Annotated in this window: 17 protein-coding genes, 1 tRNA gene and 1 pseudogene; 5 read left to right on the forward strand and 14 right to left on the reverse strand. The window is 66.4% G+C overall.

What is annotated here, in order from left to right; translation table 11 throughout:
• Positions 1–73 precede the first annotated feature (73 nt).
• Complete coding sequence (locus AC07XB_RS34650) at positions 74–439, reverse strand: hypothetical protein (RefSeq protein WP_492374090.1); 366 nt, start codon at positions 437–439, stop codon at positions 74–76.
• A gap of 687 nt (positions 440–1,126) precedes the next feature.
• On the opposite strand from AC07XB_RS34650, the gene AC07XB_RS34655 reads away from it, so the two are divergent.
• The 3 genes from AC07XB_RS34655 (at position 1,127) to AC07XB_RS34665 (ending at position 3,444) form a co-directional block, all read left to right on the forward strand.
• Positions 1,127–2,338, forward strand: a complete 1,212-nt coding sequence (locus AC07XB_RS34655; protein WP_492809856.1) for a DUF4382 domain-containing protein — start codon at positions 1,127–1,129, stop codon at positions 2,336–2,338.
• Between the two features lie 244 nt (positions 2,339–2,582).
• On the forward strand, positions 2,583–2,867 hold the full coding sequence (locus tag AC07XB_RS34660) for a hypothetical protein (RefSeq protein ID WP_492809854.1): 285 nt from the start codon (positions 2,583–2,585) through the stop codon (positions 2,865–2,867).
• A 307-nt stretch (positions 2,868–3,174) separates the two neighbouring features.
• On the forward strand, positions 3,175–3,444 hold the full coding sequence (locus tag AC07XB_RS34665; RefSeq protein WP_492832140.1) for a hypothetical protein: 270 nt from the start codon (positions 3,175–3,177) through the stop codon (positions 3,442–3,444).
• Between the two features lie 573 nt (positions 3,445–4,017).
• On the opposite strand, the gene AC07XB_RS34670 is transcribed toward AC07XB_RS34665, so the two are convergent.
• From AC07XB_RS34670 to pepN, 13 genes and pseudogenes are all read right to left on the reverse strand, one after another.
• Positions 4,018–4,093, reverse strand: a tRNA-Thr gene (locus tag AC07XB_RS34670).
• Between the two features lie 126 nt (positions 4,094–4,219).
• A pseudogene (locus AC07XB_RS34675) lies at positions 4,220–5,322 on the reverse strand (amino acid permease).
• A gap of 97 nt (positions 5,323–5,419) precedes the next feature.
• Positions 5,420–6,433 (reverse strand): amidohydrolase family protein, encoded by a 1,014-nt coding sequence (locus AC07XB_RS34680; protein WP_492374094.1) that lies wholly within the window; start codon positions 6,431–6,433, stop codon positions 5,420–5,422.
• Positions 6,430–6,978, reverse strand: a complete 549-nt coding sequence (locus tag AC07XB_RS34685; RefSeq protein WP_492832142.1) for a 3-hydroxyanthranilate 3,4-dioxygenase — start codon at positions 6,976–6,978, stop codon at positions 6,430–6,432. Before AC07XB_RS34685 ends, AC07XB_RS34680 begins: the two co-directional genes overlap by 4 nt.
• Positions 6,979–7,051: 73 nt before the next feature.
• Positions 7,052–7,474, reverse strand: a complete 423-nt coding sequence (locus AC07XB_RS34690) for a RidA family protein (RefSeq protein WP_006162383.1) — start codon at positions 7,472–7,474, stop codon at positions 7,052–7,054.
• 16 nt (positions 7,475–7,490) lie between these two features.
• Entirely contained in the window at positions 7,491–8,261 is a 771-nt protein-coding gene (locus AC07XB_RS34695) for a 2-keto-4-pentenoate hydratase (RefSeq protein ID WP_492832145.1), read from the reverse strand.
• Positions 8,258–9,352 carry a 4-hydroxy-2-oxovalerate aldolase gene (dmpG, locus tag AC07XB_RS34700; protein WP_492809842.1) on the reverse strand — a complete coding sequence of 365 codons (1,095 nt, stop codon included), beginning with the start codon at positions 9,350–9,352 and terminating at the stop codon, positions 8,258–8,260. The genes AC07XB_RS34695 and dmpG overlap by 4 nt, the downstream gene beginning before the upstream one ends.
• Entirely contained in the window at positions 9,349–10,320 is a 972-nt protein-coding gene (locus AC07XB_RS34705) for an acetaldehyde dehydrogenase (acetylating) (RefSeq protein WP_492832147.1), read from the reverse strand. The genes dmpG and AC07XB_RS34705 overlap by 4 nt, the downstream gene beginning before the upstream one ends.
• An 8-nt stretch (positions 10,321–10,328) precedes the next feature.
• Positions 10,329–11,162, reverse strand: a complete 834-nt coding sequence (locus AC07XB_RS34710) for a 2-keto-4-pentenoate hydratase (protein WP_492374100.1) — start codon at positions 11,160–11,162, stop codon at positions 10,329–10,331.
• Between the two features lie 12 nt (positions 11,163–11,174).
• Positions 11,175–12,644 (reverse strand): 2-hydroxymuconic semialdehyde dehydrogenase, encoded by a 1,470-nt coding sequence (locus tag AC07XB_RS34715; RefSeq protein WP_492832149.1) that lies wholly within the window; start codon positions 12,642–12,644, stop codon positions 11,175–11,177.
• A 153-nt stretch (positions 12,645–12,797) separates the two neighbouring features.
• Positions 12,798–13,766, reverse strand: a complete 969-nt coding sequence (locus AC07XB_RS34720) for a LysR substrate-binding domain-containing protein (protein ID WP_492832151.1) — start codon at positions 13,764–13,766, stop codon at positions 12,798–12,800.
• 336 nt (positions 13,767–14,102) lie between these two features.
• Positions 14,103–15,119, reverse strand: a complete 1,017-nt coding sequence (locus AC07XB_RS34725) for a class 1 fructose-bisphosphatase (protein ID WP_416047949.1) — start codon at positions 15,117–15,119, stop codon at positions 14,103–14,105.
• 134 nt (positions 15,120–15,253) lie between these two features.
• Positions 15,254–17,953: an aminopeptidase N gene (gene pepN / locus AC07XB_RS34730; RefSeq protein WP_492832153.1), complete on the reverse strand. Its 2,700-nt coding sequence runs from the start codon at positions 17,951–17,953 to the stop codon at positions 15,254–15,256.
• Between the two features lie 330 nt (positions 17,954–18,283).
• On the opposite strand from pepN, the gene AC07XB_RS34735 reads away from it, so the two are divergent.
• Together AC07XB_RS34735 and AC07XB_RS34740 are read left to right on the forward strand one after the other, a co-directional pair.
• On the forward strand, positions 18,284–18,910 hold the full coding sequence (locus AC07XB_RS34735) for a DUF4136 domain-containing protein (protein ID WP_492374131.1): 627 nt from the start codon (positions 18,284–18,286) through the stop codon (positions 18,908–18,910).
• Positions 18,911–19,172: 262 nt separating this feature from the next.
• On the forward strand, positions 19,173–21,472 hold a 2,300-nt coding region (locus tag AC07XB_RS34740), incomplete at its 3' end, for an NADP-dependent malic enzyme (RefSeq protein ID WP_494752822.1).

Here is a 21,472-nt window from a genome sequence, read left to right on the forward strand (position 1 = left end):
TCAGGCCCGGCCGATAAAGTGTCGCACCGACCTTCGTCAGCAGCGCCGCTAGGCCGGGGCTGTCGCCCCGTTGTCAGCGCTTCCAGGCTATCGGCGCGGAGGCAGAGCAGGTGGCGAATTTTCCAGACCAAGTCCTGCTGGTGGCGACCTGGATGCGTTGCTCGTTGACCGGCTCGAGCTGCCGTTGCCGGCGCTCGGCCAGGCTGTTGGCCACGCTGGTCAGCGCTGACTTGCATGCCGCCTCCGCCGCGCTGGAGCGCACGAAGAACTGCGGATAGCGATAGTTGACCATGAGGGTGAAACCGTCTGCGACGTACTCCACCGTGTATTCGGTGTCGCTGTCATAGGTTGACATCTGTCGGCCGGCGGATGGCACGGGCGTCGTGCAAGCCGCTGATATCAGGCAGGCCACTGCTGCCAGCACCTTCTTGTATTGCACAGCATGATCTCCATGGGTTGCATAGCAGGGAGCGACGCGTGCACCTTGGCACGTGCGAGTCCGGGGCTGGATGGTACCAAGGAATGGCGGCGCAGGATTCCGGACATGTGCATGGCGTACCCTTAAAGGCCCATACCCCAGAAATGTGGTGGACGCTGGGCAAAGCTTGCAAACGCTGGGCAACAAAAAACCCGGAGAGCGTTACGGTGTCTGGGTTTCTAGGCAATGCTGGTCAAACTTTGGAATTCTTATGGGAACAGAGGAATCGAAAAGTTGCTGTAATCATCAGGCCTATGCTGGGGAATCTCGTGTTCTGATTGAAATTCATACCCGTTACATACCCCAAAATCTTACGGTGCCCCATAGCAGGTGATTCTTTTGCCACTGCTGCCCCAGGTTGGCAAAGCGCCGTCAAACTTCTTCGCCAGGCAGGGCAGGCACGCGGCTTCATGCGGCCCTATCCGCTTGAGCTGACGGCTACCGAGCCGGGTCCAGTGGCGCCGCGGCCGAAGCACGCGTGAGGCTACGGCCAACGCCGTCGATTGGACGATGCGTCGCAAATGTTACGGGATGTGGCGTCTCCGTAACCCTGCGGTAGATCTGTGACACGCATTACAAATTCTTACAGCGTGCGGCATTCGCGGGGACTTATGCTCCTGTTGCCCCAACACTTGGCCGAAAACAACTATGAATCGCAAAGGCATTTCCCCCTTGTTTCGACGCACTCTCGCGCTAGGCGCTGCGTTCGGCGCGCTTGCTCTTGCTGCCTGTGGCGGTGGGGGTGATGGCTCGTCGTCCGGCACAAGCGGTTCGGGCACGCTAAGCGTGTCGATGACCGACGCGCCCGCTTGCGGTTTCGACCATGTGTTCGTCACGGTCGACAGGGTGCGCGTCAACACCGATTCCAATGCCGACATCAACGGCAGCGGCTGGACCGACGTTGTGCTTAGCCCGGCGCGACGAATCGACCTGCTTTCGCTCACCAATGGCGTGCTCACCACGCTCGGCCAGACCCCGCTGCCGGCCGGCACGTATCAGCAGATCCGCCTCGTGCTCGTACCCAACGGCGCCGGCGCGCCGGCTAATTCGGTGGTGCCAACCGGCGGTACCGAGCAGGCCCTTGATACGCCCAGCGCGGTACAGACCGGCATCAAGATCATCCGCCCCTTCACCGTGGCGCCCAATACCCTGACCGACCTGGTATTGGACTTCGATGCCTGCAAGTCGATCGTCACGCGCGGCAACGGCACCTTTGGTCTTAAGCCTGTGGTGACGGCGCTGCCCACCGTCGTGAGCGGCGCCGTCACAGGTGTGCTGGCCGGCGCGCCCGGCGCCCAGGTCTATGCCGAACGCAACGGCGTGGTGGTCAAGGCGACCGCGGCTGATGCCAATGGCAACTTCACTCTGTCGCCGATCGAACAGAGCAGTACCGCCGGCAATGTGGATGTGGTGATTGTGCCGACCTCGACGAATGGCCGAGGCACCGGCATCGTGCGCAGCGTGCCGGTGGTGGCGGGCGGCAGCACCGCCGTTGCGACCGCAGCGGCACCGATCAGCCTACCGACGTCAGTGTTCCGCACCGTTTCCGGTACCGTGACTCCGGCCAGCGCGCAGGCGACGATCCGCGCCCTGCAACTGACTGGCGGCGGCACTTTCGAGGTTGCCGCGACTGCGGCCGCGTCCGATACCGGTGCCTACAGCCTGTTCCCGACGCAGCCGGCTCTGCCGGCGGGCGCACCATCGGTAGGGACTTACCAGACCTCCCTGCCAATTCCGCTGGCGGCAGACGCGACTGCGGCAGGCAAGTACAGCATCCAGGCCACGAGCTCCGGCGGGACGGTCAGCACGCAGCAGGTCAATGTGACCGTGAGTAACGTAACCCAGAACTTCGCATTCTGACGCGAAGCAAGGAAGGGTGCCGGCATCGCCGGCGCCCGATTCAGACAAGCGAGAACAAGAAATGAAATTCGTACTCGGCGCGCTGCTGGCCACCACGCTTGTGACCGGCTGCACGGTCTATACGCCTGGTGTCGCCGTTCAGACACCTGCGGTGGTCGTAGATCCGGGCCCCAGTTCTGGCTTCTGCCCACCAGGGCAGGCCAAGAAAGGACGTTGCTAAGCTGATTAGAGAAAGGAGAATTTGATGAGCAAGACCCGCGTACTATCCTTGATCGCTATCGCCATCCTGGCGACGAGCTCGATGGCCGCCTTCGCCCAGCGCGGCGGTGGCGGCATGGGCGGCGGAGCCGCTGGAGCCAGGGGCGATTTTGGTGGCCGCTCGGACAGCCACATCAGCGGCAGCGGCTTGCGCAACTCCAACGGTCCGGACGCGATAGACCGTGACAGAGGTCATGCGCGTGCAGCGGATCGGAGCGAGATGCGTGCCCGTGCGCCCAACGGGAAGGCGCATTCGCATCGCAAGAGCTAATCGCTTGAACCGATCCGTCGTTTAAAGCCCGCAGTTCGCGGGCTTTTCTCTTTGACCTGACCCGTCCTGACTAAGGTTGACACTTTTTCCCTTGCAAGGAAGGAGAGTCCATTGGAAGCGGTCGAAAAGCGAACTCAGCGGGATGACAGCCTGGCTTTTAAGCTGGCGGTGGTGGAGCAAGTCGAAAAAGGCGAATCGACGAACCACCTAAGTCGACGAACCACCTAAGTCGACGGAGCAGCAACTGAAATCGTCACCGCCTGTTGCCGCGGCTGCCGATTCTTCCTCATTGAGTCAGTCGCCACCGTTGGCGCAAACCTCTACAGGTTCGTCGCCGAGCAACGGCAACGGTGTCGAGCCGTGGGGCGACCTCACTCCCGAGGCATTTCACGCGAAGTTCGATGCGCTTGCGCTAGCTGATGGTTCCGACACGATCAGGCAAATGCGAAAGGCGAAGAATGGCATCGTGGTTGTGCTGAACGATGAGCGTTTCCAGCGCGGAATCAACGAGCTGAAAAGGCTGAACTTAGCAAACGGCAACTTTAGTAGCGAAATCATCCTGTCGGGCTGTTACTGAAAGTGAGCGGCGCAGGAAAGATCGGCCAAATAGACGTATATGGAAGCCGGTCCGATCCCGTCAATCTGGGGCGTTTCGTAGGCGCTGTCGGGATCGCGGATGACATCTTGAATCCTGGGCAGGCCGAAAAGGAAAATATCGAGTTCCTTTCCTCCCTCAAATTGATGAGGGGGGATGACGACGAGTCCACTGGCAAGCCGATTTCGTCCTTCACGGGGCCTTTGCGTGCCTAACGATGCCATCAGCCCTGACGATGAACATTGGCTGCACGGTAACTCCTAGATCGTAGCGATCGACGCAGGGCACTTCTGAGTGGTGGGAAAGCAGTGCGGCGCGTGGAAGGTTCATACCTACACCCACGATGTGCTTGCCTCCCCGATCGCCGGTGAAGGTGTGGACAAGGGATCGGAGATACAGGGGATGCAGTCGCCCTAAAAGTCGGCCAAGGACTTCTGGTGGTGCTGCCGGGGGTGGCCCGTGCCCCGTTGACGAAATTCGCTTACAAGGCGGTTACACGAAGTCCAGAAACAACAAAGCCCAACCGGACAGGTTGGGCTAAGTGCTTGAATCTTATGGTGCCGAAGAGAGGAATCGAACCCCCGACCTTCTCATTACGAATGAGCTGCTCTACCGACTGAGCTACTTCGGCCCACCATCCGTCAACAACCGGATGAAGCCCGCAATCATAGCAGCGTTTTTTTTTGCTGGGAAGCCCCGGCGCAAAAATTTTGCCGGGAGTCCCCGCAGGCGCGCCGCCAGGTGGCGGCACGATCATTCAGGCGGCATCGTTGGCGGCCAGTGGCGCGGGTTCGGCGCGCTGGCGGAACCAGAGCAGGTAGGCCACGCTGAGCACCGCCAGGAAGGGGATGCCGGTGAGCAGCGTCATGCGGAAGGCGTCGGTAAACAGGGTGGTCAGCATGATGGCCAGCAGCATGCCGGCGCCTAGCAGCGTGAGCACGGGGAAGCCGCGCATGCGCAAGGCCAGGGGGCGGTTGCCGGCGGCGGCCCATTGGCGGCGGAAGCGGTAGTGGGTGACGAAGATCACCCCGGCGACGCCTTCCTGCTGATGATGGCCATCTCCATGTTCGGCGCCCTCTTCACCTGGTTCATCAGCACGGCGCGCTCGGGGTCCTGGGCTTCGCCGGCGGCGACCGCGATCATCTCGATGCTGAGGTAGCTGAAGATCGAGACGATCACCGCGACCCACATGCCCCACAAACCGTTTGGCAGGAAGCCGCCGTGCGCCGTGTAGTGGTGGAAGCCGGCGCCGGCCGCGCTGCTGCCGGTGCTGCCGGTGCTGCCGGGCGCGCCGAAGACGATGTAGGCGGCCACCAGGATAAAGGCGACGATGGCGATGATCTTGACCATCGAGAACAGGTATTCGACGGCGCCGAAGATGCCTACGCCGACCAGGTTGATCAGGATCAGCGCGGCGGAGAACGAGACGATCCAGAACCAGGCGGGCACCTGCGGGAACCAGTACCCCATGTAGAGCGCCACGGCGGTGACTTCGGTGCCGACCGCGAGCACGATGGAGGCCCAGTAGGCGTAGCGCACCAGGAAGCCGGCGAGCGGGCTGACATAGTGCTCGGCATAGGCGCCGAAGGAGCCGGAGGTGGGGTGGGCTACCGTCATCTCGGCCAGGCAGCCCATCAGCAGCAGCGTGACCAGCGCGCCGATGGCGTAGCTGAGCAGCACGCCGGGGCCGGCGAAGCCGAGGGCAAAGCCGCTGCCCATGAACAGGCCGGTGCCGATGGCGCCGCCAATGGCGATCATGGCGAGCTGAGCGGGTTTGAGGCTGCGGTGCAGGCCTTGCTCGCGCTGGACGATTTGCTGGAAGCCTCCGCTTGCGTGGCGTTGCCCGTTTCCTTGTTCCATGTCTCCTCCTTGGTTTGCCCGACGCCCGTGCCTTGTGGGGCGCGGGCGGCGTCATTTGTGGCTGGTCGTTTGTGGCTTGTTGTTTGTTGTTTGTCGTTTATGACTCGTTATCCCCGAGCCCGAAGAATGCGGCTGCATTGGCGCCCAGCAGCTTGCGGCGCGCCGCGTCGGCAAGATCGGTCCCGCGGATCAGCGCGCCGACCTGTTGCTCGCCGAGCGGATAGGGGTAGTCCGAACCCAGCATCACCCGGTCCTCGCCCATCACGTCGACCAGCAGCTTGAGCGCGCGCGGGTCGAACACAGCGGAGTCCACGAAGAAGCGGTTGACATACGACGAGGGCGGGTGCGGGCAGTCCTCTCGCACGATGTCGCGATGGCGCCAGGCGTTGTCGACGCGGCCGAGCAGGAAGGCGAAGCTGCCGCCGCCATGCGCGAAGCACAGCTTGAGCGAGGCCGGGATGCGCTCGAACGCGCCGGACAGGATCAGCGACAGGATGCCGAGCTGCGTTTCCGCCGGCATGGATACCAGCCACGGCAGCATCCACTTTTTCATGCGCGGGGCGCCCATCATGTCCCACGGGTGCACCAGTACGGCAATGCCTTCGTTGGCGCAGTGGATGAGGAAAGTGATCAGGCCTTCGTCGTCGAGGTCGCGGTCGCCGAGGTGGTTGCCGATCTGCACGCCGACATGGCCACCGGCCTTGGCGCGCGAGGCTTCGCGGCAGGCGGCGTCGATATCCTGCAGCGGCACCTGGGCCAGCGCCTTGAGCCGCGCGGGACGGTGCGCGCAGAGCGCCAGCGCGTAGTCGTTCATGCGCTGCGACCAGGGCACCGCGACGTCTGCCGGATAGCGGTAGCCGAACATCACGGGCGTGGCGCACATCAACTGGATGTCGACGCCGCAGCGGTCCATTTCCTCGATGCGGCGCGCGGGGTCCCACAGCGCGGAGTAGACCGGGCGGAACGGCTGGTCGCCGGTCATGATCATGGCCGTGTCAGTGCCATTGGTCTGCAGCCAGGGCGCGGCGACGGGGTCAAGCGCCGCGGCCTCCTGGCGGGTGATGGGCGGGAAGAAGTGGCTGTGGATGTCCACCACGCTGTTGGTGCTCATTCAGGGTCCTTGCTGGCTGATGCCGAGGCCCGGCCCGGATGCACCGTGCCGCATTGCCCGCAGCGGCGCGGCGCTGCGTTGTCGTAAAAGCCGGCAAACAGCGGCGGCAGGTCGGTGACGATGCTCTTGAGCTGCACCTCCACGCGGTGCACCAGTGCGCTGCACGCGGGGCAATACCACTCGAAGCCGTCCACCACGCCTTCGGGGCGCTGGCGCTCGATGACCAGGCAGCGGCTGTCGGCTTCGGGGCGTTGCGGGGAATGCCGCACGTGCGGGGGCAACAGGAAAATGTCGCCCTCCTTGAGGTCCACTCGCTCGCGCTTGCCACGGTCCATGATGTCCAGCCAGGCATTGCCCTTGAACTGGTAGAAGAACTCTTCGAGCGGATCGTCATGGAAATCCGTGCGCTGGTTGGGGCCGCCCACCACCGTGACGATGGTGTCGGCGTCCTGCCAGACCTGCTGGTTACCCACGGGCGGCTTGAGCAGGTGCGCGTGCTCGTCCAGCCAGCGCGGGAAGTTGAGGGGCATGCCGTAGGTGAACATGGCGCGAGTCTCTTGTGCGGGTGAGGTTGCGGTTGCGATGTCGGGCGTGTCTGTGCATCAGCGCATCAGCGCATCAGCGCGGAAGCGGCTGGTAGGCCACGGCCTTGATCTCGATGAGCAGGTGCGGGTGCGGCAACTGGTGCACGGCCACAGTGGTGCGGGTCGGGCCGTCGTAATCGAAGTACTCGCCGTAGACCTCGTTGTAGCCGCCGAAATCGTTCATGTTGACGAGAAAGGTGGTGATCTCCACCAGGTCGGACAGATCGCAGCCGACGCTTTGCAGGATCTCGCGGATATTGAGGATCACGGCGCGGGTCTGCTCGCGGATGTCGAGCGCGGTCACGCCCATGGCGTCGGCGCTGGCGCCGGCGAAGCTGTTGTCCGCACGGCGCGAGCTGGTGCCCGAGACGAACAGGAAGTCGCCGGCCCGCTTCACGTGCGGGAAGCGGCCGCGCGGGGTGGCCTTGCCGGTCAGGACTTTGGAAAGCGTAGTCATGCGTGGTCTCCGGTTGTCAGCGTGTGCTCAGTTCGACTTGCCCCAGCCCGCTCACGCGGGTGCGCACGTGGCAGCCGGGACGCAGCGGCTCGGCCGCGGTGGCAGCGCCGGCCATGATCAGCGAGCCGGCCGGCAGCACCATGCCGGCCCGCGCCAGCAGTTGCGAGGCCTGCACCAGCGCGCGCAGCGGGTTGCCTAGGATGGCCGCGGTGGTGCCCAGCAGCGCCGGGCGGCCGTCGATCTCGAGCTGCACGCCGCGGTTGGCCAGCGCGCTGTCCGGGCGCGACCACGGCCCCACCACCAGCGCGGCGGACGAGCAGTTGTCGGCGATCACGTCGGCCAGCGAGAACTTGAAGTTGCGATAGCGCGAGTCGATGATCTCCATGGCTGGGGCCACCGCCTCGATGTAGCCGCCGGCATCGAGCAAGGTGAGCGGGCCAGCGATGTCGCGCGATGTCAGGAAGCACACCTCGGGCTCGATGCGCGGATGGATAAAGGCGTCGAGCGCGAGCGCGGCGCCTTCCTCGCACAACATGGCATCGGTGAGCTGGCCCCAGATCAGGCTGTCCACGCCCATCTGGACCATCTTGGCGCGGCTGGTGAAGCCGAGCTTGATGCCGATCGGTCGCTCGCCGCGCGCGTGGCGCAGCGCGATGGCGCCGGCCTGAATGGCGTAGGCGTCATCGATGGAAAATGGTGTGGCGCCACCCAGCGGGTCGATGGCTTCACGCTGGCGCGCGGCGTCGTCGAGGCGCGTGGCGTACTGGGTAATCTGATCGGCAATCATGCGGCACTCGCGATCGGGTTGTTGGTGGGGGCGGTGGGATTGGTGGCCGGATCGCGCTGGCGCAACAGGTCCAGCGCCACGTCCACGATCATGTCCTCCTGTCCGCCGACCATGCGGCGGCGTCCGAGCTCGACCAGGATGTCGACGGTGGCAATGCCGTAGCGCGCGGAGGCAGCCTCGGCGTGGCGCAGGAAGCTGGAGTACACGCCAGCATAGCCAAGCGCCAGTGTTTCGCGGTCGACGCGCACGGGGCGGTCCTGCAGCGGGCGAACCAGGTCGTCCGCGGCGTCCATCAGCGCGTAGAGATCAGTGCCGTGCGCAATGCCCGCGCGGTCGATCGCCGCGATGAAGACCTCCAGCGGTGCGTTGCCCGCACCCGCGCCCATGCCGGCGAGCGAGGCATCCACGCGGTCGCAGCCATGCTCCAGCGCCACCATGGAATTGGCCACGCCCAGCGACAGGTTGTGGTGGGCGTGCATGCCGGTCTCGGTGGCGGGATCTAGCACTTGCTTGAACGCATCGAAGCGCTCGGCCACGTCGCGCATCGACAGCGCGCCGCCGGAGTCCACCACGTACACGCACTGCGCGCCGTAGGATTCCATCAGCCTGGCTTGCTGCGCCAGCGCCGCCGGCGTGGTCATGTGCGACATCATCAGAAAGCCCACGGTATCCATGCCGAGCTTGCGCGCGTACTCGATATGCTGGCGCGAGATGTCGGCCTCGGTGCAGTGGGTGGCGATGCGCACGGTGCGCGCGCCGGCGTCGTAGGCGGCGCGCAGGTCGTGGATGGTGCCGATGCCGGGCAGCAGCAGCGTGGCCACGCGTGCGTGCTTGAGTTCCGCCGCCACCGCGGCGATCCATTCGAGATCGGTGTGCGCGCCAAAGCCGTAGTTGAAGCTCGAGCCGTTGAGGCCGTCGCCGTGGGCCACCTCGATGCTGTCCACGCGTGCCGCGTCCAGCGCGCGGGCGATGGCCACGGCTTGCGGCAGGCTGTATTGGTGGCGGATGGCGTGCATGCCGTCGCGCAGCGTCACGTCCGACACATGGACTTTCTTCATGGTATTGCCTGCGGGATGTGGTGCTGCGGTCATTGCGTTGCTCCTTGCGCGCGCGCCAGCTTGTGCCCGGCCACGCGCTCGGCGGCGGCCAGCGCGGCGGACGTCATGATGTCGAGATTGCCGGCGTAGGCGGGCAGGTAGTGCGCGGCGCCTTCCACCTCCAGGAACACCGAGACCTTGAGGCCGGCCAGGCGGCCGATGCCCGGCAGCGTGAGCGGGCGCGCCGGGTCGATGCGCTCGAACTGGACTCGCTGCTTGAGCCGGTAGCCGGGCACATAGGCGGCCACCTGCGCCACCATGCGCTCGACCGAGGCGCGGATGGCATCCTGGTCGGCATCGGCCGCGGTCAGGCAGAACACCGTGTCGCGCATCAGCAGCGGCGGCTCCGCCGGGTTCAGCACGATGATGGCCTTGCCGTGCGCGGCGCCGCCCACTTCCACGATCGCATTGGAGGTGGTTTCGGTGAACTCGTCGATACTGGCGCGCGTGCCCGGGCCGGCCGAGCGGCTGGCGATGGACGCGACGATTTCGGCGTAGCTCACCGGCGCCACTTGCGATACGGCACGCACGATGGGGATCGTCGCCTGCCCGCCGCAGGTGACCATATTGAGGTTGGGCGCATTGAGGTGGGCGTCCAGGTTGACCACCGGCACCACATAGGGGCCGATAGCCGCCGGGGTGAGGTCGATCACCTGGATGCCGTGCTTCTGCAGCACGGCGTTGTGATGCATATGGGCGCCGGCCGAGGTGGCATCGAAGGCCACGCGGATGTCCGCGAAGCCGGGCATGCCAAGCAGCCCCTCGATGCCTTCATGCGTGGTGGGCACGCCGAGGCGCTGCGCGCGGGCGAGGCCGTCGGAGGCGGCGTCGATGCCGACCATGGCGCCGACTTCCAGGTGCTGGCCGTGGCGCAGGATCTTGATCATCAGGTCGGTGCCGATATTGCCGGAGCCGATGATGGCTGCGCGCAGGCGCGTCCGGGATGGCTTGCTTATGCTCATGTTCATGCTCATGCGGATGGCTCCTTGTTGGCCGGGGCGAAGCGCGTGGACAGGCGTCCCAGCCCTTCGATCTCCAGGTCGAAGGCGTCGCCGGCGGCAACCGGCACCATCGGGCCCAGCGCGCCGGTCATGACGATGTCGCCGGCCTGCAGCGGACGGCCCACGCGCACCATGGTGTCGGCCAGCCACAATGCGGCGTGCAACGGATTGCCCAGGCAGGCGGCGCCGGTGCCGAGCGAGACCTGTTCGCCGCGGCGCTCCATCACCATGCCGCAGCCGATGAGGTCCAGGTCCGCCAGCTTGACGGGGCGCGAGCCGAGCGCGAACAGGCCGCTGGATGCGTTGTCGGCAATCGTGTCGGCCAGGCGGATATCCCAGTTGGCCACGCGGCTGCCGACGATCTCCGCAGCGGGCAAGGCGTAGGCGGTGGCGCGGATCAGGTCGGCGATGGTGTGGCGCTCATGCGCAAGCGGATGCGCCAGCACCAGCGCGATCTCGGCTTCGATCTTGGGCTGCAGCACGCGGCGCAGGTCGATCTCCTCGCCCTCGGCCACGGCCATGTCGGCGAACAGCATGCCGAAATCCGGCTCGCCCACGCCCAGCTGCTGTTGCACGGCGCGCGAGGTCAGGCCGATCTTGCGGCCCACCAGGCGGCGGCCTGCGGCGAGCCAGCGCTGCGTGTTGATCTCCTGCACCTGATAGGCGGCCTGCGGATCGGTTTCGCCGATCAGCGTGCGCACCGGCGCGCAGGGCGCATGCCCGGCATGCGCCTGCCACAGCAGGTCGGCGGCGGCGCGGATGGCGGCGTCGGCGTTGGAGGGTTGTTGGGTCTCGTTTGTCATGGTTGTCATGGCTCAGAGCTTGATGCAGATGTTCGCCACTTCCGAGTAGAAGTCGAGCGAGTGGCGTCCACCTTCGCGGCCCAGGCCCGAGAGGCCGACGCCGCCGAAGGGCGTGCGCAGGTCGCGCAGGTACCAGGTGTTGACCCAGGTCAGGCCCACGCGCACCTGGCGCGCTACGCGGTGGGCGCGTGTCAGGTTGGTGGTCCACAGCGCGCAGGCCAGGCCGTAGGCGCTGTCGTTGACGCGGGCGACGACTTCGTCTTCGCTGTCGAACGGCGCGATATGGCAGACCGGGCCGAAGATCTCCTCGGTGACGCAGCGCGCGCTGTCCGGCAGGCCGGTCCAGATGGTGGGCATCACGTACGCGCCTTCGTCGCGCGCATCGCCGAACACCGGCACCTTGCCGCCGCAGACCACGGTGGCGCCTTCTTCCACCGCGAGGCGGAAATACGACTCCACCTTGTCGCGGTGGCCGCGCGAGATCAACGGGCCCATGTCCACGCCATCGTCGCCGGGGTAGCCGAGCTTGAGCGCCTGCGTGCGCGCCTTGAGCGCCGCCACGAAGGCATCGAAGATCGGCCGCTCGACAAATACGCGCTCGGAGCACAGGCAAACCTGGCCGGCGTTGGTAAAGGACGAGCGCAGCACGCCCGCCACCGCGGCGTCGAAATCGGCGTCGGCGAACACAACCGCGGCGTTCTTGCCGCCGAGCTCGAAGGAGATTTCCTTCACGCCGTCGGCCACCGCACGCATGATGGTGCTGCCGGTCCTGGACTCGCCCGTGAACGTGATGGCGTCGATGCCGTCGTGGCGGGTGAGGAACTCGCCGGTGGAGCCGCCGCCGAAGCCGTGCAGCAGGTTGAACACGCCGTGCGGCACGCCGGCCTGGTGGATGACCTCGGCCAGCAGCGCGGCCGAGGCCGGGGTCTCTTCCGATGGCTTGGCCACCACGGTGTTGCCGCACGCGAGCGCGGGCGCCACCTTCCAGGTCAGCAGCAGCAGCGGCAGGTTCCACGGCGAGATGATGCCGACCACGCCCACGGGCTTGCGCACCGTGTAGTTGAGCGCGCCCGCGCCATCCGCCGTGGGCGTCTCGTACAGTTCGTTGCCGGCGGTCTTGGCAAGGTCGGCGAAGGTGCGAAAGTTGGTGACGGCGCGTGCTACGTCCAGCGTGCGGGCCTGGTGCTCGGGGCGGCCGGTGTCTTCCACCTCGGCGGCCACGAACGCGTCGAAGCGGGCTTCGATGCCGTCGGCGATGCGGTGCAGCAGCGCCGCGCGCTGTTGTACGTCGAGTTGTCCCCAGGGGCCTTGCAGCGCGCGCCGCGCGGCTTGCACGGCGCGGTCCACGAGCGCCGCATCGGCTTCGCACACGTTGGCGACAAGCTGGCCGTCCACCGGGCAGGTGTCGGGAAAAGTGCCGGCGCTGGCGACGAACTCGCCGTCGATGTAGTGCCGGATGAGTGGAATGTTTTGCTTGGGCACGGGTTGGTCTCCGTGCTGCGCGGGGTGGGGGAAGGGTGCGCAGCGAGGACCAGTATATGGAGCGCCCCCCGGCCTTGCATAATGAAGAAGAAGGCCCCTGGTATTCCAAAATGGCATGTCTGGAAGGGGCCAGGGTGGCCGGCTTCGGAGTGCTCAGCGCTCTGGCGGCAGTGCGGCGGCTTCGCGCAGGCAGGCGATGAAATGCGCGGCGGCGGGTGCCGGCGCGCGGTCCGTGCGCACCGAATAGCCGATGGTGCCAAAGCGCCCGATATCGCCCAGGTCAAGGATGGCCAGCAGCCCGAGGCGCACGAAATGATCGGCCACATCGCGCGCCATCAGGCCGATGGCGCCGAGATCCTGCATCAGGCCGATATTGGTCAGCAGCGAGAGCGACTCCACCAGGTTGGCGGGCACCTGCAGGCCGGCGTCGAGGAACAGGCGCTCGGCGGCCAGGCGCGCGGGAGATTCGTTCAGCGGGAGGATCCACGGATGCGCGGCCAGTTCGGCCAGGCGCAGGCCGGCACTGATCGCCAACGGGTTGTCGCGTGCCACCACCACGCACATTGCGGTGTCGTACAGCGCGGTGTGCGTGAGTGAGAACATGCGGGCGAGCGGCAGATCGCTCTCCGGCAGGCGGCCGATGACCAGATCGAGCTCGCCGGTGGCAAGGGCGGGGAAGAGGCGGTCGGTGGGGGCTTCGCGCACCGTCACCAGGATGCCGGGGCGGCGCGTTTTCATCAGCGCGATGGTGCGCGGCAGCAGCCGGGCCGAGGCGGAGATCAGCGTGCCGACGATGACGTTGCCGGTGTCGCCCGAGCGGAAGCTGTTGAGCTCGTCGGTGAGGTAGCGCAGCTCGGCGATGACCGACTTCACGCGCTCGCCCAGCAGCAGGCCGTAGCTGGTCGGCACCACGCCGCGGTTGGTGCGCTCGAACAGGGGGACTTCGAGGTCTTCTTCCAGCTCCTGGATCGCCTTGGTGACGGCGGGCTGGGTCAGGCTCAGCTCACGCGCTGCCCGCACGATGGAGCCGGACTGCAGCACGCGATCGAAGATCAACAGGGGCTTGAGCTTGAGGCGGCGCAGCATCACGTCGCTCAAGGTAACGGTGGGACGGCTGGACATGAGGCACATTGCTTTGACCGCCTGGTGGGGCGGAAGACCATGCGCCGATTATAGGGTGGGCACCGGTGCCGCTATATTGAGGTTTACCGCCGGCGCGCCTCGCGGGCCGCGCCGGCAAAGGCGTATTCGCGATCTACACCGAGTACGACCGCAATATCCTCTGGGCCTTCACCGAGAACGGCGCCTACGCATTGTCGACGCCCCTGCTTGGCAAGCCGGTACTGGGCGCGTCCGCTACGCCCTGGCCGCCGCGCAACGTTGCCGCACGGGCGCGATAGACGCAATAGAGAAAGGGACGCCGCGGCGTCCCTTTTTCGTCGATGAAGCCGCCAGCGATCAGCCGGCCGCTTTCTCTTCCTGGTGGTAGCGGGTTGCGCGTTCCACTTCGTTCTTCGAGCCGAGGATCACCGACACGCGCTGGTGCAGCTTTTCCGGCTGGATGTCGAGAATGCGCTCATGGCCATTGGTGGCCGCGCCGCCGGCCTGCTCGATCAGCATGGCCATGGGGTTGGCTTCATACATCAGGCGCAGCTTGCCGGGTTTCTCCGGTTCGCGCTTGTCCCACGGGTACATGAAGATGCCGCCGCGCGTGAGGATGCGGTGCACGTCGGCCACCATCGAGGCGATCCAGCGCATGTTGAAGTTCTTGCCGCGCGGGCCTTCGTCGCCGGCCAGGCATTCGTCGATATAGCGACGCACGGGCGGGGCCCAGTGGCGCATGTTGGACATGTTGATCGCGAATTCCTTGGTGTCTTCCGGGATCATCACGTCCGACTGCGTCAGCACGAAGCTGCCGGCCTCGCGGTCCAGCGTGAACATGTGCACGCCGTTGCCAACGGTCAGCACCAGCGTGGTCTGCGGGCCGTACACGGCGTAGCCGGCGGCGACCTGGCGGCTGCCGGCCTGCATGAAGTCGGCTTCAGTGACGGTCTGGCCCGGCTTGGGCATGTGCAGCACCGAGAAGATGGTGCCGATCGACACGTTCACGTCGATGTTGGACGAGCCGTCGAGCGGGTCGAACAGCAGCAGGTATTCGCCCTTGGGATAGCGGTTCGGGATCTCGTAGAAACTGTCCATTTCCTCGGACGCCATGGCGGCGAGGTGGCCGCCCCATTCATTGGCGTCGAGCAGGACTTCGTTGGCGATCACATCCAGCTTTTGCTGGGTCTCGCCTTGCACGTTGCCGGTGCCGGCCGAGCCGAGGATGCCGGCGAGGGCGCCCTTGCTCACGGAGTTGGAAATGGCCTTGCAGGCGCGCGCCACCACTTCGATCAGGAGCCGCAGTTCGGGCTCGATCGTGTTGTGCTTGCGCTGCTCCTCGACCAGGTAGCGGGTGAGGCTGATGCGACTCATGGGGATTCTCCTTGAATGGCCGCAATTCTACATGGGCGCCAGCCCGCCAGGCCAATGCCACCGGCCTGTGGGGTACTGTCGGCGGGGCCGGGGCGCGGTGCTGCCAGCCGCGCCCCGGCCAGCCCGGCGCTGCCTTACGGCGCCAGCGCCTTGCTCACGATCTCGCGCACGTCGCGGGACAGGTCGCTGGCCGCCGCCACCTGCTCCAGCGCGGCGCGCATGCGGTCGCGCAGCGGCAGGGCGTACTTCTGCCAGCGATCCATCACCCGCGCCAGGCGGGACGCCACTTGCGGGTTGATGGCGTCCAGCGCCAGCACCTGCTCGGCCCAGAAGGCGTAGCCCGAGCCATCCTCGGCATGGAACTGGGCCGGGTTGGCCGCGCAGAAGCTGAAGATCAGCGAGCGCGCGCGGTTGGGGTTGCGCAGGTTGAAGGCGGGATGCTGCATCAGCGCGCGCACCGTGTCGATGGTGTGCTTGCCCTTGTGGCCGGCGCTTTGCGGCCCTACGGTGCCGCGCTGCGTGCCTTGCAGCGAGAACCATTTGTCGATCACCAGCGGGTCTTGCTCGAAGCGCTGGTAGAAATCGGCCAGCGCGGCCTCGCGGCCGGGGGCAAAGGTGTTGACCATGGCGCTGAGCGCGGCGAAGCGGTCCGTCATGTTGTCGGCGGCCTTGTATTGCGCTTCGGCCAGCGCTTGCATGGCGGCATCGCCGCTGTCGGCCAGGTAGCCCAGCGCCAGGTTGCGCAGCGCGCGCTTGCCGGCGGACACCGCATCGGGGCTGTAGGCGCCCGGCGTGGCGTTGGCCTCGAACGCGGCCAGCCAGTCGGCCTTGAGCGCGCACGCCAGCGCCTCGCGCATGAACTGGCGGGCGCGATGGATGGCCGCCGGATCGGCCACGCCCATGCGCTCGGCGAGGTAAGCTTCGGCCGGCAGCGTCAGGGCCTGCTCGCGGAAGGCGGGGCTGAGCTGCTGGTCGTTGAGCACGGTGCGCAGCGCGGCCACCAGCGCCGGGTCGAGCTGGAGCTCGCGGCCGGCCTGGCTCTGGGCCACCAGTTGCAGCAGCGCGCGCGTGGTCAGGCGCTGGCCGGCCTCCCAGCGGTTGAACGGATCGCTGTCGTGCGCGAGCAGGAAGGTCAGCTGCGCTTCGCTGTACTCGGCGTCGATGATGACTGGCGCGGAGAAGTCGCGCAGCAACGACGCCAGCGGCGGCTCGGCGCCGCGCGGCAGGTTGATGAAGCGGAAGGTCTGCTCGGCCTCGGTGAAATCCAGCACGCGCGTGCTGGCGCCGGGCTGGCTTTCACCCTCGAGCTGCAGCGCAAGGTCGGCGCCGCTGGCGTCGATCAGGCCCAGTGCGAAGGGGATATGGAAGGGCAGCTTGTCCGGCGTGCCGGGGCGCGTCTCGATGCCGACTTTGGGGCTGGTTTGCGACAGCGTCAGCGCCAGGGTGCCGGTGGCCGCGTCCCACGCGGTGCGCACCGCGACCACCGGCGTGCCAGCCTGGCTGTACCAGCGGCCGAACTGCGTCAGGTCGCGGCCGTTGGCGTCGGCCATGGCGGCGCGGAAGTCATCGCAGGTCACGGCCTGGCCGTCGTGGCGCTGGAAGTACAGGTCCATGCCCTTGCGGAAACCGTCGCGGCCTAGCAGGGTCTGGTACATGCGCACGACCTCGGCGCCTTTCTCGTACACCGTCACGGTGTAGAAGTTGTTGATTTCCTCGTAGCTGTCGGGGCGCACCGGATGCGCCATGGGGCCGGCATCCTCGGGGAACTGTACCTGGCGCAGCATGCGCACGTCCTCGATGCGCTTGACCGCGCGCCCGGATTCGGAGCCCATCATGTCGGCTGAGAATTCCTGGTCGCGGAACACCGTCAGGCCTTCCTTGAGCGAGAGCTGGAACCAGTCGCGGCAGGTCACGCGGTTGCCGGTCCAGTTGTGGAAGTACTCATGCCCGACCACGGATTCGATATTGCCGAAATCGGCATCGGTGGCGGTCTCGGCGTTGGCCAGCACGTACTTGGTGTTGAAGATGTTGAGGCCCTTGTTCTCCATCGCGCCCATGTTGAAGTCGCCCACGGCGACGATCATGAAGCGGTCGAGGTCCAGCTCCAGGCCAAAGCGCTGCTCGTCCCAGCGGATCGAGTGGATCAGCGAATCCATGGCATGGCGCGTCTTGGGCAGGTCCTGCGGCTCCACCCAGACCTGCAGCAATTTCTCCTTGCCGGAGGCGGACTGGATCCGCTCCTCGATGCACTCCAGCTTGCCGGCCACCAGCGCGAACAGGTAGGCGGGCTTCTTGAACGGGTCTTCCCAGACAGCCTCAAAGCGGCCGTCGGGCAGCTCGCGCTCGCTGATCAGGTTGCCGTTGGACAGCAGCACCGGGTAGGCAGCGCGCTGCGCGCGCAGCGTGACCCGGAAGGTCGACATCACGTCGGGGCGGTCCAGGTAATAGGTAATCTTGCGGAAGCCCTCGGCTTCGCACTGGGTAAAGAAGTTGCCGTTGGAAACGTAGAGGCCGGACAGCGACGTGTTGGCGGCCGGCTGGCAGGCGGTGACGATTTCCAGCGTGCCTTGCGCGGGCAGCTCGGGCAGCGTCAGGCTGTCGGGTGTCTGCTGCGCGCCTTCCAGCGGCTTGCCGTCGAGGCGGACCCCGACGAGCTCCAGTGCCTCGCCCGCCAGCACCAGCGGGCCGGGTGCCTGGCGCGTGAAGCGCAGGATATTGGTGACCACCGTGCGCGCCGGGTCGAGCTCGAGGGTGAGGTCGACGTGCTCAAAAGCGAAGGCCGGCGGAGTATAGTCTTTGCGATGGACGGTAACGGGCGTGTCGGTGCGCAGCATGAAGGAATCCTGTCCTCTGAGGGCCACTTGGGGCGGCATGGTCACCATGGTCACGGCAGGCGGGCAGGGCGGAAGGCGCTGCCGGGCCGCGTGCCACGGCACTGAAGAACCCATTGTAGCCAAGCGCGGGCGCCCCGGCTCGGGCGCGCGGCGCTGGTGGCCGATCGGGACGGAATTCCGCCGGCCCGGCACGGTCAGAGTCACACAACGGACAACGAATCGATGAGGGGCATGATGCCAAAACGATGGCTGGCAACGCTCGGAAAGCTGGTGAAGCTTGGTCAGGATTGGGGCCGGATAGCCGGCGAAGGCTGGCGCGGCAGCCGCCTGATGGCGGGCGCGGCGCTGCTCGGCGTGGCGCTGCTGTCCGGCTGCGCCAGCACCGTCACCACCGAGGTGACGGCCTTCCGCCAGGGCGACTGGCAGAACGATCCGCCGCGCACCTATGCCTTCGATCGCACCGGCGGCCAGCAGACGCAGCTCGAGGACCAGACCTATGAGCAGTGGCTGGCGCAGGCGCTCTCCGGAATCGGCTTCGAGCAGGTGGCCCGGCCACAGGCGCATTACCTGGTCAGCATGGAGTACGACAGCAACTCGCGGCTGATGCGGATCCAGGAGACCAACTACGTCGACCCGTGGGGCCCCGGCTTTTATCCCGGCCCTTACTGGGGGCCTTACTACCGCCCCTGGGGCCCGTACGGCTGGGGTGGCCCGGGCTACTGGCCGCCGGTGACCACGGTGCGCGATGTGCCGGTCACCCAGTCCACGCTGCGCGTATTCTTCAAGGATGCCGCCAGCGGCCGCCGGGTCTACCAGGTCACGGCGAACCACCGCGCAGAGGGGGCGTCCCTGCAGGCGGCGATGCCCTACCTGATCCGCAGCGCCTTCGTGCAGTTCCCGGCGGAGAGCGGCCGGCCACGGCGGGTGACATTGCCGCTGGACCCGAATGACAAGTAGCAGGTGGCAAGCCACAAGCAAGGCATTGCCTGTGCGGTGGTAAAAACTGAATTGCCCGGCGAAAAGCCTTAAATCCCCGGATGCCCCAGTGGGAGGGGCTTCGCGCCGGGCTTGGGTGAGCTAGAATGACGGCTCGATTTTTCGGCCCGAGCCGCCGGAGCCCGTCTTTGAAAGCTGCAATGGAAGATTCCGGCAAGCCACGCCGGATACGACCGGCGCGGCCTCGGCGGGCACTGGCAGGGCCACTTCCTGGACGAGCATAATGACCAGCAAGACCGGCGGTGATGCACCGCAACATGCCCCCAACAGTCCTGAAGCGCAATTGCGCCTGGCCGCGCTGGAATACCACCGCAGCCCGACCAAGGGCAAGATCCAGGTAAACGCGACCAAGGCGCTGTCCAACCAGCGCGACTTGTCCCTGGCCTACTCCCCGGGCGTGGCCTACGCCTGCGAGGAGATCGCCAAGGATCCCGCGATGGCCGCCGAGTACACCTCGCGTGGCAACCTGGTGGCAGTGATCACCAACGGTACCGCCGTGCTCGGCATGGGCGACATCGGTCCTCTGGCCGGCAAGCCGGTGATGGAGGGCAAGGGTTGCCTGTTCAAGAAGTTCGCCGGCATCGACGTGTTCGACATCGAGCTCGATGCGCACGACCCGGACAAGATCGTCGAGATCGTGGCAGCGCTGGAGCCGACGATCGGCGGCGTGAACCTCGAAGACATCAAGGCGCCCGAGTGCTTCTACATCGAGAAGAAGCTGCGCGAACGCATGAACATCCCCGTCTTCCACGATGACCAGCACGGCACCGCCATCATCTCGGGCGCGGCGCTGCTCAACGGCCTGAAGGTGGTCGGCAAGGATATCGCCAAGGTCAAGCTGGCGGTTTCGGGCGCCGGCGCCGCGGCCATCGCCTGCCTGGACACCATGGTGAGCCTGGGCGTGACCCGCTCGAACATCTCGGTGGTCGATTCCAAGGGCGTGATCTATGTGGGCCGCGACGCCAACATGGAACCCAACAAGGCGCGCTACGCGCAAGACACCTCGAACCGCACCCTGGCCGACATCGTCAATGGCGCCGATGTGTTCCTGGGCTGCTCGACCGCCGGCGTGCTGACCGCCGAGATGGTCAAGACCATGGCCGACAAGCCCATCATCCTGGCACTGGCCAACCCTGAGCCGGAAATCCGCCCGGAAGTGGCCAAGGCCGCGCGCCCGGATTGCATCATCGCCACCGGCCGCTCGGACTACCCGAACCAGGTCAACAACGTGCTGTGCTTCCCGTACATCTTCCGCGGCGCGCTGGATTGCGGCGCCACCAAGATCACGGAAGCCATGAAGCTGGCCTGCGTCAAGGCCATCGCCGACCTGGCCGAAGCCGAGCTGAACGACGCCGTTGCTGCCGCCTACGGTGGCCAGGAACTGAAGTTCGGCCCGGACTACATCATCCCGACGCCGTTCGACCAGCGCCTGATCGAGAAGATCGCGCCGGCGGTGGCCAAGGCCGCCGAGGAATCCGGCGTGGCCACCCGTCCGATCAAGGACCTGGAAGCCTACCGCCAGCAGCTCACCCAGTATGTCTACCACACCGGCCTGATCATGAAGCCGGTGTTCACGGCCGCCAAGGCCGCGCCCAAGCGCGTGGTCTATGCCGAGGGCGAAGAAGAGCGCGTGCTGCGCGCGGTGCAGACCGTGGTGGACGAAGGCCTGGCCCGTCCGATCCTGATCGGCCGCCCGCACGTGATCCAGATGCGCATCGACAAGGCCGGCCTGCGCCTGAAGGCCGGCACGGACTTCGAGCTGATCAACCCGGAAGACGACCCGCGCTACCGTGCCTACCACGAGGCCTACCACGCGCTGCGCGGCCGCGACGGCGTCACGCCGGACATGGCCAAGGTGGCGCTGCGCCGCTCCAATACGCTGATCGGCACCATGCTGATGCATATGGGCGACGCCGACGCGATGCTGTGCGGCACCGTGGGCCGCTTCGAAGCCCACCTGGAGCATGTGCGGGACGTGATCGGCCTGGCGCCAGGCGCCAAGGTGTTCGCCGCGATGAACGCGCTGATGCTCGAGAAGTACACGCTGTTCATCACCGACACCTTCGTCAATGACGATCCCACCGCGGAGGAACTCGCCGCCATCACGCAGCTGGCCGCCGAGGAGATCGCGCGTTTTGGCCAGCACCCGAAGGTGGCGCTGATGTCGCACTCGATGTTCGGCTCGTCGGACCGCCCGTCGGCCAGGAAGATGCGCGCGGCCCAGGAGATCCTGGCCCGCGAGGCACCGCATCTGGAAGTGGAGGGCGAGATGCAGGGCGACGCCGCCCTGGTCGAGGACGTGCGCCGCCACTTCCTGCCGGGCACCAAGCTGGCCGGCAGCGCCAACCTGCTGGTCATGCCGACGCTGGATGCAGCCAACATCGCCTTCAACCTGCTCAAGATCACGGGCGGGCAAGGCGTCACCATTGGCCCGATCCTGCTGGGTGCGGCCAAGCCGGTGCACATTCTCAACCCGCAAGCTACCACCCGCCGCATCGTCAACATGACGGCGGTAGCGGTGGC

Source organism: Cupriavidus sp. GW821-FHT02F09, from assembly GCF_059421605.1.

What these genes read in the sequence shown, in the direction of transcription:
- AC07XB_RS34655 (WP_492809856.1), top strand. Translation starts at nt 1,127, where the DNA reads ATGAATCGCAAAGGCATTTCCCCCTTGTTTCGACGCACTCTCGCGCTA.
- AC07XB_RS34660 (WP_492809854.1), top strand. Translation starts at nt 2,583, where the DNA reads ATGAGCAAGACCCGCGTACTATCCTTGATCGCTATCGCCATCCTGGCG.
- AC07XB_RS34680 (WP_492374094.1), bottom strand. Translation starts at nt 6,433, where the DNA reads ATGAGCACCAACAGCGTGGTGGACATCCACAGCCACTTCTTCCCGCCC.
- AC07XB_RS34685 (WP_492832142.1), bottom strand. Translation starts at nt 6,978, where the DNA reads ATGTTCACCTACGGCATGCCCCTCAACTTCCCGCGCTGGCTGGACGAG.
- AC07XB_RS34690 (WP_006162383.1), bottom strand. Translation starts at nt 7,474, where the DNA reads ATGACTACGCTTTCCAAAGTCCTGACCGGCAAGGCCACCCCGCGCGGC.
- AC07XB_RS34695 (WP_492832145.1), bottom strand. Translation starts at nt 8,261, where the DNA reads ATGATTGCCGATCAGATTACCCAGTACGCCACGCGCCTCGACGACGCC.
- dmpG (WP_492809842.1), bottom strand. Translation starts at nt 9,352, where the DNA reads ATGACCGCAGCACCACATCCCGCAGGCAATACCATGAAGAAAGTCCAT.
- AC07XB_RS34705 (WP_492832147.1), bottom strand. Translation starts at nt 10,320, where the DNA reads ATGAGCATAAGCAAGCCATCCCGGACGCGCCTGCGCGCAGCCATCATC.
- AC07XB_RS34710 (WP_492374100.1), bottom strand. Translation starts at nt 11,162, where the DNA reads ATGACAAACGAGACCCAACAACCCTCCAACGCCGACGCCGCCATCCGC.
- AC07XB_RS34720 (WP_492832151.1), bottom strand. Translation starts at nt 13,766, where the DNA reads ATGTCCAGCCGTCCCACCGTTACCTTGAGCGACGTGATGCTGCGCCGC.
- AC07XB_RS34725 (WP_416047949.1), bottom strand. Translation starts at nt 15,119, where the DNA reads ATGAGTCGCATCAGCCTCACCCGCTACCTGGTCGAGGAGCAGCGCAAG.
- pepN (WP_492832153.1), bottom strand. Translation starts at nt 17,953, where the DNA reads ATGCTGCGCACCGACACGCCCGTTACCGTCCATCGCAAAGACTATACT.
- AC07XB_RS34735 (WP_492374131.1), top strand. Translation starts at nt 18,284, where the DNA reads ATGGCGGGCGCGGCGCTGCTCGGCGTGGCGCTGCTGTCCGGCTGCGCC.